The following is a 12734-nucleotide window of genomic DNA, read 5'->3' on the forward strand; positions in this document are numbered from 1 at the left end:
GCCGTTAGTAAAATTGAAATAAAGACGAAGTGCTAATAACAGAAAAAAGACCAGCCTAAGCTGGTCTGGTATGAACATTACAAGCGAGCGTTAAGTTCTGCTCCAAGTTCTTCAAATCCTGGTTTTCCAAGAAGAGCAAACATGTTTTTCTTGTAAGCTTCTACACCTGGTTGGTTAAATGGATTAACAGCATTCAAATATCCTGAAAGAGCGATAGCAATCTCAAAGAAGTAGATGATATATCCCAATGTGAAAGCATCTTGTTCAGGGATAGTGATGAACATGTTAGGCACGTCACCATCTGTATGAGCAAGAAGAACACCGTCTGTTGCTTTTTTGTTAACAAAGTCAACATCTTTACCTTGGAGGTAACCAAGTCCATCAAGGTCTTCAGCCAATTCAGGAATAACAACGTTCTTACGTGGTTTATCTACACGAACAACAGTTTCAAAAAGGTTACGTGTACCTTCTTGAATGAATTGACCAAGAGAATGCAAGTCTGTTGAGAAGTTTGCTGAAGTTGGGTAGATACCTCTTTGGTCTTTACCTTCTGACTCACCAGCCAATTGTTTCCACCACTCAGCGAAGTATTGAAGTGATGGTTCGTAGTTTGCCAAGATTTCAGTTGTGTAACCTTTACGGTAAAGGATGTTACGAATTGCAGCGTATTGGTAAGCTTCATTTTCAGAGATTTTAGATGAAGAGTACTCTTTACGTGCAGCGTTAGCACCTTCCATAAGGGCTTTGATATCAGCACCTGAAGCTGCAATTGGCAATAGACCTACAGCTGTCAATACTGAGAAACGTCCACCGATGTCATCTGGAACAACGAAAGTTTCCCAACCATTAGCATCTGCTTCAACTTTAACAGCACCTTTTTGGCGGTCAGTTGTTGCGTAGATACGGTTGTTAGCTTCTTCTTGACCGTATTTCTTAACAAGAAGTTCCTTGAACACACGGAAAGCGATAGCTGGTTCAGTTGTTGTTCCTGATTTAGAGATAACGTTAACTGAGAAATCTTTACCTTCAACATACTCAAGCAAGTCAGCAAGGTAAGTTGATGAAATTGAGTTACCAGCATAAACGATTTGTGGTGCTTTACGTTCTTCTTTTGTTTGAAGGTTAGCAAAGTGATTGTTCAAGAAGTCAATAGCTGCTTTGGCACCAAGGTAAGAGCCACCGATACCGATAACAACCAAAACGTCGCTTTCTTCTTTAATTTTTTCAGCAGCTTTCAAGATACGATCAAACTCTTCTCGATCGTAGTTCTCTGGAAGGTCACGCCATCCAAGGAAGTCAGCGCCTGGGCCTGTTCCTTTGCGAACCATTTCGTCTGCTACTGTTACTTGTGCTTGAAGGTTATCTACTTCGTGTGGTGCTACAAATTTATCCAAAACTTTTGAATAGTCAAATGTAATATGAGCCATTAGTCTCTCCTTATAAAAATTCAATTATAGTTTCTAGTTTACTCTTTTATTTATCTTTTGACAATATTTTTTTACCCTTATTAGGTCACGATAGGTTACAGTTACTATTTAAATGTTAGCTCTGCTTCAAGGCCATAATGATCACTTACTAGAGGTTGATTGTTTCCATCAAAAATGACACTAAGGTGATTTACTGCCCACTCCTGGCTTGCAAAAACATAATCGATACGTAAAGGCTCTTCATTGCCCTTCCAGCCATCGATACCAGGTCCAACTGTATAGCTTCCATTTGTTTCTTGAGCCACTTGGAAGCTATCCTGAAGTTTGAGCGGACTGGCTAATATTGCTTGGTAACCTTCTCGACCTGCTGGGTTATTAAAGTCCCCTGCTAGGATAAGCGGTTTGCCAATAGATTGGAAACATCCCTCAATACGTGCCCACTCTTCTTGGAAACCTTTATCCCACCATGAAAGATGGACACTAGCAACAGCAACTTCTCGGCCATCTACAGTCGTCTCAGCCACTGCCACACGGCGTGTATGATAGTCTGTTGGATCATCAACATCTGAAACTAAAATTTCGCTAGATGTCAATGGTTGGCGTGACAAGACAGCAACACCTTCATTAAGGTGATCATAACCAATGTGATTATAAGCCCACGTCCAATGATATTGAAGGCCCTCTTCAGCTAATTTTTCCACAAGCAAACGGACAAAGTGATCTTGGTGGATTGGTGTTGCTGATGGTAGCGCATGATAGTAAGCATCCGTTTCTACAGCTGCCGTCTCTATTTCCTGATTAACTTCCTGAAAGCAAATAATATCATACTGAGCCTTTAGGATTTGTTCCTTTAGGGTTTGGAATTTTCCTTCTGCATCTTCTTCCATCCAACTATGGGTATTTAAGGTTAGAAATTTCATAATCTTATCCTCTATCTGACTTACATATAGAAATGATAACAAGGTCTTTTACAAACAAAACAGCCCAGGGGCTGTCTGCTTGATTATTATTTAACAAATTAAAGTTCTACTTTTGCAACTGGAGCATTAGCTGCCAATTTTCCTGTATGTTCTACTTTAACTGATTTAATTGCGTCTGTATTAGTAAAGACAACAACTGTAGATGTTTCACGACCTGCTTCACGGATAGCATCAAGGTTTGCTTCAACCAAGAGATCACCTGCAGCAACTGTTTGACCTTCAGTAACTTTAACGTCGAATGGTTTACCTTCAAGACTAACAGTGTCAAGTCCGATGTGAACCAAAACTTCAAGACCATTGTCAGTTACCAAACCAAGAGCGTGTTTAGTTGGGAAGATACTTGCAACTTTACCAGATACTGGAGAAACAATCTTACCGTTTTCTGGTTTCACAGCGAAACCGTCACCCATCATTTTTTGTGAGAATACTGGGTCTTTTACATCTTCAATATTGATAACTTGACCATCTGCAACTGAGTGAACATCTTCAGTCACACCTTTGAATTGAGCTTCTGCTTTTTGAACAGCAGTCATTTGACTTGGAAGTGTTTCAGGAATAACTTCACCTGAATCAAGTACGTCTTGGATATCAGATTTCAATACGTCTGCTTTAGGACCATAGATAGCTTGAACTCCTTGTCCTTTCATGACAAGACCCATAGCTCCTTCAGCTTTCCATTGTTCTTCAGTTCCGACTTTATCAGCTTCTTTAACAGTAACACGGAGACGAGTCATACATGCGTCAACGTCGACGATGTTAGCACGTCCACCAAGAAGGTTGATGATGTTGATAACTTGTGAGCTTGCTGAGCTTGTTCCAGCACTTGCTGAGCCAGCAGATTCTGATGAAGCATCATCACCTTGCTCATAGTTACCGTTACGTCCTGGTGTAGCGTAGTCAAATTTCTTAATCATGAAGTTAGCAATGAAGAACATGATAACACCAAAGAGTACAGTTACCCAAATAAAGTTTACGATATCCATCGCCAAACCTGCGTTAATAGCGAGTGGTGTACGTGTCAAGAATTCGATAGAACCGAATGAGTGAACACGGAGGTGAACGATGTCAGCCATTGCAAAGGCAGCACCTTGTACAAATGCGTAAATGATGTAAAGTGGAGTAGCTACGAACATGAACATGTACTCGATAGGTTCTGTTACCCCTGTCAAGAATGTTGCAAGCGCAGTCGCAGTCATCATACCTTTGTATTGATGTTTCTTATCATCATCAACGTTACGGTAGATAGCTACCACCATACCCATCAAGATACCAAATGAACCAATCATTTGACCCACTTTGAAACGAGCTGGTGTATAAGCTTCAAGAAGGTGTTTATATTGATCTGGATGCGCACCTTTAAGGTTAGCAAGGTCAGTAACCCATGCGAGCCAGAGTGGATCTTGACCCAAAACTTTAGTACCTTTTGCAGCACCAGTCAAGACTTCATAAGTACCACCCAATTGAGTGTAGTTAATTGGGATAGTCAACATGTGGTGGAGACCAAACGGCAAGAGAAGACGTTCCAATGTACCGAACAAGAACGGTGCCAAAATTGGAGCAGTTTCTTTCGAGTTGGCAATCCACATACCAAAACCGTTAATTCCAGATTGGATAACTGGCCATACAATAGCAAGAACGATAGCTGCAATAGCTGAACGAACAATAACTACGAATGGTACGAAACGTTTACCATTGAAGAATGATAAAGCTTCTGGCAATTTACGGAAGTTATAGTATTTGTTAAAGGCAGTAGCCCCGATGAAACCAGAGATGATACCTACGAATACACCCATGTTAAGGGCTGGAGCTTCCAAAACACTGATGAAGTAGTCAGACACCTTGATTGATTGACCAAGAAGTGTGTGAACTGTAGCACCCTTATCAGCAAGAATATCTGAAGTAACACCAAAGATTGAACCAGTCAAACGGTTAATCAGGATAAATGCTAGACCTGCTGCAAAGGCACCGCCTGCACGTTCCTTAGCCCAGCTACCACCAATGGCAAGGGCAAACAAGATGTGAAGGTTACCGATAACCCCCCAACCAATTTGCTCAAGAAATCCACCCGTAATAACGAGAGGTGCCACGTTTGGATTAATCATGGCAATCGTTTTACCGATAGAGATCATAAGACCTGCTGCTGGCATAACCGCGATAACAACCATGAGGGATTTACCGAATTTTTGCCAGAACTCAAAGCCAAATTTTTCTTTTAGCTTATTCATTTCATTTCCTCCTACGTTTCTATGCAAACGCTTGCATAACTTATGTAATTATTATATCATCTTTTGGGGATTTGTAAAGCGTTTTCGTAAACTTTTTTTGAATTTTTTTTACAAATTTAAAAACCCCAGAAAAACGGGGGTTACTTGATTATTTTTAAGCCATAAGAACCATGAGAATTGGGATAACGATCATGGTCGCGAGGGTAGTCTCAGTCACCATGACAGCAGCGTAATCACTATCAGCTCCGTAGAGTTTGGCAACCACAGGTGCATTGGTCATGACAGGCATAGCCGACTGGATGATAAAAACTTGTTTCATCAAAATTGGGAGAGGTACCCAGTAAACAATGGTAGCCATCAAGAGAGGAGCAACTACAAAGCGTCCCAACAAAATCAACACCTGGTCCTTTTTAAGAACTAACTGCTTCACACCTGCATTGGATACCGACAAACCGATGAAAATCATAGATAAAGGAGTCGTCAAACTACCTAAATACTGCAAGTCACTGGCTAAAAAAGTTGGTAATTTAATATGAAGGATAACAATAATAAGACCTAACATGAAACCCATTAGAGGGGGAGAGAAGATCTTTTTCAGACTTGTTTTTAAATCAAATTCTGCCTCTCCTTCCCCATCTCGCTGAATAAGGTAAGTTCCCAAGGTCCAGAAAAAGGTCGTATTGCACATATAATAGATAAGAACATAGGGAATACTAGCATCCCCAAAGAGGGCTTGATTGATAGGGAGCCCCACAAAAATGGTATTCGAATTAAAAAACATGGAAATAAAGAGACCACGACGCTCCTTTTTTACTGCAAAAATGCCAGCCACCGCTGTCGCAATCCCGAGCAAAATCACCATGGAAAGTGCAGGAAAACGCAACTCTGGCAACATCTTGAGCAGGTCTGTCGCTGTGAAACGCTGTGTGATCGTATAGAACATGTAACAAGGCAGGGCAATTTGAGTGACCAGCTTAGCTATAAGACCACGTGACTTGTCATCAAACCAGCCTTTTTCGCCCATAACAAATCCCACTAAAATCATACCCAAGATGACTAGTATTCCCGATATACTCGTTAAAAAGATTTCCATGTTTTCTCCTTTTTTGTTACTGTTACAAATGATAGTGGACACCAGAAAAATCTAATCCTTTTTCTGCCTAGAAATCTACCATTATTGGTTTAACTCAAATCTAAAAAACTACTTTAGTATATCACAAAAAGAGCTCGATTTCTCAAGCTCCTTTTCTATTATTTACTCTGCTTTTAAGAGGGGTTCAAAGATCGATACCAGACCAAAGAAGGCGATGAATATAAGGGTAATAGTTGCACTGGCTGGTGTTTCCCAATAATAGGAAATAAAGATACCAGAGAGCATACCAATCAAACCAATACCAATAGCCCAAAAAATGACAGATTTAAAGGTTTGACCTATTTTCATACCAATAGCTGCTGGAAGAATCATGATGGTGGAAACCAAAAGTGATCCTGCTGCTGGAATCATCAGGGCAATCGCTATCCCTGTCACAATATTGAAGAGGAGAGACATGAGACGAACTGGCAAGCCATCTACATGAGCAGTGTCCTCATCAAAAGTCAAAAGATACATAGGACGAATAAAGAGTAGAGTCAAGACCAGTACAATAGCCGCAATGACAAAGAGGGCACGCACCTGCTCTGGGCTAATCGTGATGATAGAACCAAAAAGATAGCTGTCCAGACTCATGCTACTGCTACCCGCCTTGTTACTAAGAATAAGAGCCACTGCCAATCCCATTGACATGAGGATAGCCGTTGAAATCTCCATATAATGCTTGTAACTAACCCTGAGATATTCCAAAACCAAAGCTGCAATAACCACAACCACTAGGGTCATCCAAGTAATTGATTGTCCCAAGAAAATCCCAACAGCCACCCCAGCTAGGGACACGTGACTCAAGGTATCACTCATCAGACTCTGACGACGAAGAATTAAGAAGAGCCCCAAAATTGGCGAAAAGATACTGATAGCAATCACGGCGAGAATAGCACGCTGCATAAAATCATAAGTTAATAATTCACTAATCATGTTTATGCTCCTCTCCATCCTTTTCATGGACATTGAAACAACGCCAAGGCAATTTCTGGTTACGAACCAGATGAATATTACGGTCTGTGTACTCTTTAACTTCCTCTGGGTCGTGGGTAATCATCAAGACAGACTTGCCATGCTTGTGAGCCGAGTGGTGCATGAGTTCGTAAAAGGTATTGGCTGTTCCTGCATCCATCCCTGTCGTTGGCTCGTCCAAGACAAAGATATCTGGATCTGAGGCAAAAATACGAGCAATGACGGCACGCTGCTTTTGACCACCTGAGAGATGTCCAATCTGCTTGTGACGATTTTCCCACATACCTACAGACTCAAGGGCACGTTGAACATGCTCCAAGTCGTGCTTAGTCAAACGACGGAACCAGCCCTGACGAGGATAACGGCCAGACTTCACAAACTCGTAGACCGTGCTCGGAAAACCTGCATTAAAGCTGGCAATTTGCTGGGGAAGATAGGCCATACGAAGCTTTTTACCATCTTTATTGGTTTCAGAGATGGTTACAGTTCCCTTCTTAGGCTTGAGAATCCCTAGGGTAGCCTTTATAAGCGTTGACTTGGCAGCTCCATTTTCCCCAGTCAGGGTCACAAACTCCCCAGAATCCAAGTGATAGTGAATATTATCCAGAACGGGCTCCGCATCATACTGAAAGCTTAGTCCTTCAACTGTAATATAACGCATCTTATTCCTCGATTCTTTCTTCTAATTTCGTCAAGAAACGCCCTATAATCTGACGTTCTTTACTATCAAACTGCTCCAATACAGTGCGATAGACACCTAAAGTCTCTTGGTGGTGTTCCTCATGCTCCTGGGCAATAGGTTGAGCCTCTTGTGTCAGGACAAAATAGGTTACCCGTCCATCACCTTTGTCCTTCTTGGCCTCCAACATACCTTCCTTGACCAAGGTCTTAACAGCCTTGGTAACAGCAGCCTGACTGACATTTAAGGTCTTTGCCAACTCCGAATTGGTCTTGCGACCCTCGGCCAAAAGCATCAGAATATGTTCCTGAGTATTAGTCAATTTAACTTGACTACGGCACTGCCCAATAAGGAGCTCATGCTGATTTTCAGACTTGAGCACGATTTGATTAATCAATTGATTAACTTGTTCTTCTAGTTCTAGCATCGCTTTCTCCATATACTTAACCAGTTAATTATATCGAAAACACAGAGGTTTGGCAAGAGGAAAGAAAAAGCCCAACCGCAGCTAGACTTAAAAATGATAATAGGTTTAAGATACTGACCGTGTCTTTTCCTTCCAAAAGCAGGTGTAACCTATATTAAATACCTCCAAGAGAACCAAGAACGTCCATGACAAAGTGGCACCCAAGGACTGGTTTAAAGCCAAAATCATAGCTGCACCCAGGGGTACAGTCGCTGTGACAATGGTTGAAAAGATACTAAAGACAGCGTTCTGTCGCTCTTCAACAATGGAGAAGATGACGATGGTATCCGATTTTGGGTTGGAAATGGCTGTCGCATAAGAAGAAAGAAAAAGCAAGGTAAAGAGAACAATGGGATTGTGCCATATAAATATACTGACAATCATCAACAATGCTAGACTATTCTCAAAAAGCAGGTTGGACCTAATGGACAACTTGCGGTAAAAGTCGAACGGAAAAAGTGATCCTAAAAAGAAAGCAACCAATTCGATAGACTCAAAGACTGTGATAGTCACAGCATAAGACCCCAACTGCAACTCCTTGACCGATAAGAGATAAATCATCAACAGGGTGGCCATGGCTGACGAGAGCAGGTTCATACTAGAGTAAATCATGACCAAATTAAAAATAGAGGACTGGGATTTGAGAAAGGTGAAATTGGTTATGGTGGCCTTGACAAACTGACAAATCAGGGCTTTTAAGGATTCTGCTTGTTGTTCTTTGGACTCAGGTACTGGTTCATTAAGATAGTCAAAAAGTTTTTGCCCTCGTCGCAAGACCAGATAAGAAGCCAAGAAAACCAAAACATTAATCAAGGCAAACAAGAAATAGTTATGAGCCAGCAGGGCAATGAGCATGACACCCACACTCTTTCCCGCTAAGGTGACGATATTAGGCATTCCCTTGCGAAAAGAGATAGCCAAGGAAAAATTCTCCTCATCCACCACCTGACGATTGAGGGAAAGATTGAGATAGGCAGTGTAATTACCAATAATATCACTCATAAAGTTGATGGCTAGGACCAAGACGAAGACCCACCAACTAGGTCTAAGCAAGGTTAACACCCCAAAAAAGACATATAGACTCATCTGCAACCAGCGTACCAATTTCATGGCCTTAAAGCTATTTGACGCTCGATCAGAGACATAACCCACAATAAAATCAAAAACATAGGGAAGCGAGGTAATCAAACTCGCCAACCCCACCGCCAATTCTGGATTAGGGAAGGTAGCCGCATAGAGAACCGAAACCAAGTCAAACAAGGTGGTCCCAAAGATACCTAACAAGATGGACAGGGTCAAAACCCTATAAGGCTTGTGTTGTAAAAAAAGCTGCATTTAAACCTCCTGATGGGTAAGAAATAGATTAAACATAAATTGATACTCATGAGTTACATCTCTCTCCTCATTATTAGGATAATATTCATAGATATGTAATCGATTCTTTTCTCTTAACTTGAATATTGAAGAGTTAGACAGCTGTCTTATCGCTTTATTCGTCAGATTACAAGCAATTTATTATATATGAGCCCTGTTAGAGTATATACTAACAGGGCTCTTTCTATTTTATCGCAAAGTCGCAAAGATTTTTTCAACCTGATCAACAGACTCGGCACGTGAAACTTCGCCACGAACCTTAGCTGCTCCTACTGTTCCACGAAGATAGTGTGGTGCCAGACCACGGAATTCACGGACAGCAATCTTTTCACCTTTAAGGTCCACCAAACGTTTGAGGTGGTCTTCAGCGATGTCCAGCTTCTTATCAAATGGAAGATCTGGCAACTCTTCTCCTGTTTCGAAGAAGTGGTTAATTTGCGTGAAGATATATGGATTGTTCATAGCTGCACGCCCCACCATAACGGCATCAACACCAAGTTCTTCAATCATGAGCTTAGCGTCTTGAACGCTACGAACATCACCATTTCCGATAAACGGAATCTTAGTGATAGCCTTAGCAACACGGGCCAAAGTCTCGTGGTCACAGTGACCTGTGTACATCTGCTCACGAGTACGGCCGTGCATAGCAAGGGCAGAAACACCTGCAGACTCAGCTGCAAGAGCATTTTCTACAGCCAAATCACTGTCTGACCAACCTGTACGCATCTTAACAGTCAAAGGAATATCAAGTACTGATGTTACTTCCTTGACGATGTGGTAAATCTTGTCTGGATCCTTGAGCCACTTGGCCCCCGCTTCATTTTTGACTACCTTATTGACTGGACAACCCATGTTGATATCAACAATATCAGCCTTGGTATTGGTCTGGATAAAGTCAGCCGCACGCTTCAAGCCCTCAGCATCACCACCGAAAAGTTGGATAGACATTGGATGCTCATTCTCATCGATATGAAGCATGTGGAGGGTTTTCTCATTATTGTAGAGGAGACCCTTTTCAGAGATCATCTCCATCACAACAAGACCAGCACCAAATTCCTTTGCAATAGTACGGAAGGCAGAGTTAGTCACACCCGCCATAGGAGCTAGTACTGTACGATGAGGAATCTCCACATTTCCAATCATGAAGGACGAATTAAGCTTAGTCATTGATGAGTTCCTCCAAGTCAGCTTCTGAAAATTCATACTTGGTTTGGCAGAATTGGCAGACGATCTCAGCCCCATGATCCTCGTCTTTCATGGCTTGAAGTTCATCCTTACCAAGTGTCAAGAGGGCATTTTCAAAACGTTCACGTGAGCAATCACACTCAAAGCTAAGCTCCTCTTCAGACAAACGTTTGAAAGGTTCATCCCCATAAATGGCATTCAAGAGAGCTTCAATATGGTCATCAGATTCCAAAAGCGTTGAAATGGCAGGCATCTCCTGGATGCGTTTTTCGTAACGAGCGATCTCTTCTTCGCTAGCTCCTGGCAAGACCTGAAGCATGAAACCACCAGCAACCTTGACCTTGTCCTCTTCGTCAAGAAGTACATTAAGACCAACAGCAGATGGCGTTTGCTCAGATTCTGTCAAATAGTAGGCAAAGTCTTCGCCGATTTCTCCAGAAATAAGTGGTGTTGATGACGTGTAAGGATTACCAGTTCCATAATCGATGATTGAGACAAACTGCCCTTGCCCCATGAAAGGACCCACCAAAACTTCACCAGTCGCTGTTTTCTTGATATCCACACCTGGATTTTGGATGTAGCCCTTAACATGTCCTTTGGTATCAGCTACAGAGATAATATGACCAAAAGAGCTGTTTCCGATAACCTTAACCGTAATTTTGCTTTCACCTTTTTGGTTAGCAGCCAAAATTTGGTTAGCAATAAGGGTACGCCCCAAAGCAACTGTAGATGATGATAGAGTATTGTGTTTTTCTTGTGCGGTTCTAACTGTTTCAGTGCTATCAAGAACGTAAGCACGGAAAGAACCTGATTCTGAAATTGTTTTAATTAATTTATCCATAGTGATTCTATTATAACACAAAAAAGAGGGTGGAAAAATCGTAAACGCTCGGCGTTTCTCTTCCACACTCTCTATCAAATTACCATGAAAATTCGGACAGTTTTTCCCTCAAACTTGCTATTTTCTATCATCAAAATGGTGTTTCTGTCTTATTACAGGTGGTAAATTCTCCAAATACTCCATATAGACACTGACAAGGAGATTATAGTCATCAGTCGTCAAACGTTTGAGTTGACTATGAATGAAGGCAGTCGCCTGATCATACTTTTCATGAATTAACAAATCATCAATGTAGTCATTTCCATCAACAGTGTACCCTTGCTCGTCTTCTACCTGACCCCAATTAATATCCAGACTCTCAAACTTAAAAACCTTACTGACGACGTTGGCTGTCCCACGAATCTGATTGAGTAGCCAGTCGTTATTATACTGTTTTGCCTATGTATCGTAAACGCTTACTAATCTAAAAATAAAAAGGAGGTGACTAGGGAATCACCACCTTTTTACAGTTTAATTAGCCTTGGCTTCTTCTTTATAATTTTTAGCCTCTGCTTCTGTAGCATAAACAAAATGCCCTGGTCGGATTTCATACATTTGTCTATTTTCCCCATCATTTTCAATAGAGGAATTGTAAATCAAATGCTGACGCTTACGCTCTCTTTCTGGATCTGGTTCTGGAATTGCAGACAATAGACTCTTTGTATAAGGATGAATTGGATTATGATAAATCTCATCTGCTGGTCCTACTTCAAGGAGTTTACCCCAATGCATCACACCAATGCGATCGGATATATATTTAACCATTGACAGATCATGGGCAATAAACAAATAAGTTAACCCCTGTTCATGTTGCAACTTCTGCATCAAATTAACCACTTGTGCTTGAATAGAAACATCCAAAGCAGAAATCGGTTCGTCTGCTACAATAAAATGAGGATTAACCGCTAAAGCACGCGCAATACCAATCCTTTGACGTTGACCACCAGAAAACTCATGAGGATATCTTGATAGGTGATCTTCATTTAACCCTACCAAATCAATGAGTTCTTTAACCTTAGCTTCACGCTCTTCCTTAGATTTAGCCAATTTATGAATATCAATGCCTTCAGCAATAATATCACGGATTTTCATGCGTCCATTAAGACTAGCTTGAGGATCTTGAAAAATCATCTGAGCTGTCTTACGGAAATCATGAAGATCTTTTCCTTTTAAACTTGATATCTCATTACCTGAAAAGGTAATAGTACCCGAATCAATATCAGAAAGTTTTAAAACAGAACGCCCAATGGTTGTTTTACCTGATCCAGATTCGCCAACTAGGCCAAAAATTTCGCCCTCATAGATATCAAAGCTAACGTCATCAATAGCCTTAACTTCGTTTGATTTTCCTTTATTAAAAGTTAGAGACACATTTTTTAGTTCTACTAACTTTTTACGTTCTTGTGTCATC

General features: G+C 41.2%; 12 protein-coding genes. All 12 read right to left on the reverse strand.

Annotated features, from left to right (window positions below):
- Window positions 1–77: 77 nt before the first annotated feature.
- Window positions 78–1427: a glucose-6-phosphate isomerase gene (locus HMPREF9425_RS08100; protein WP_003098105.1), complete on the reverse strand. Its 1350-nt coding sequence runs from the start codon at window positions 1425–1427 to the stop codon at window positions 78–80.
- 104 nt (window positions 1428–1531) lie between these two features.
- Window positions 1532–2347 carry an endonuclease/exonuclease/phosphatase family protein gene (locus HMPREF9425_RS08105; protein ID WP_003098106.1) on the reverse strand — a complete coding sequence of 272 codons (816 nt, stop codon included), beginning with the start codon at window positions 2345–2347 and terminating at the stop codon, window positions 1532–1534.
- A gap of 98 nt (window positions 2348–2445) precedes the next feature.
- Window positions 2446–4632 (reverse strand): PTS transporter subunit IIBC, encoded by a 2187-nt coding sequence (locus tag HMPREF9425_RS08110; RefSeq protein WP_003098107.1) that lies wholly within the window; start codon window positions 4630–4632, stop codon window positions 2446–2448.
- A gap of 154 nt (window positions 4633–4786) precedes the next feature.
- Window positions 4787–5725 (reverse strand): AEC family transporter, encoded by a 939-nt coding sequence (locus HMPREF9425_RS08115; RefSeq protein WP_003098108.1) that lies wholly within the window; start codon window positions 5723–5725, stop codon window positions 4787–4789.
- A gap of 162 nt (window positions 5726–5887) precedes the next feature.
- Window positions 5888–6700 (reverse strand): metal ABC transporter permease, encoded by an 813-nt coding sequence (locus HMPREF9425_RS08120; protein ID WP_003095010.1) that lies wholly within the window; start codon window positions 6698–6700, stop codon window positions 5888–5890.
- Window positions 6693–7400, reverse strand: coding sequence for a metal ABC transporter ATP-binding protein (locus HMPREF9425_RS08125; protein ID WP_003095024.1), 708 nt, complete (start codon window positions 7398–7400; stop codon window positions 6693–6695). Before HMPREF9425_RS08125 ends, HMPREF9425_RS08120 begins: the two co-directional genes overlap by 8 nt.
- A gap of 1 nt (window position 7401) precedes the next feature.
- Window positions 7402–7845, reverse strand: a complete 444-nt coding sequence (locus HMPREF9425_RS08130; protein WP_003095002.1) for a zinc-dependent MarR family transcriptional regulator — start codon at window positions 7843–7845, stop codon at window positions 7402–7404.
- Window positions 7846–7950: 105 nt separating this feature from the next.
- A complete protein-coding gene (locus HMPREF9425_RS08135) occupies window positions 7951–9219 on the reverse strand; it encodes an MFS transporter (protein ID WP_003098110.1) in 1269 nt (422 codons plus the stop codon).
- A gap of 228 nt (window positions 9220–9447) precedes the next feature.
- The gene (gene dusB / locus HMPREF9425_RS08140; RefSeq protein ID WP_003098111.1) at window positions 9448–10425 is read right to left on the reverse strand and encodes a tRNA dihydrouridine synthase DusB; all 978 of its coding nucleotides are present in this window, start codon (window positions 10423–10425) and stop codon (window positions 9448–9450) included.
- Window positions 10418–11284 carry an Hsp33 family molecular chaperone HslO gene (gene hslO, locus HMPREF9425_RS08145; RefSeq protein ID WP_002883609.1) on the reverse strand — a complete coding sequence of 289 codons (867 nt, stop codon included), beginning with the start codon at window positions 11282–11284 and terminating at the stop codon, window positions 10418–10420. Before hslO ends, dusB begins: the two co-directional genes overlap by 8 nt.
- Window positions 11285–11401: 117 nt before the next feature.
- Window positions 11402–11566: a hypothetical protein gene (locus HMPREF9425_RS10425; protein ID WP_003098113.1), complete on the reverse strand. Its 165-nt coding sequence runs from the start codon at window positions 11564–11566 to the stop codon at window positions 11402–11404.
- 228 nt (window positions 11567–11794) lie between these two features.
- Complete coding sequence (locus HMPREF9425_RS08150; RefSeq protein ID WP_003098114.1) at window positions 11795–12733, reverse strand: ABC transporter ATP-binding protein; 939 nt, start codon at window positions 12731–12733, stop codon at window positions 11795–11797.
- Between the last annotated feature and the right edge of the window lies 1 nt (window position 12734).

Source organism: Streptococcus vestibularis ATCC 49124 (genome assembly GCF_000188295.1).
In the GTDB taxonomy this organism is placed as follows: Bacteria; Bacillota; Bacilli; order Lactobacillales; family Streptococcaceae; genus Streptococcus; species Streptococcus vestibularis.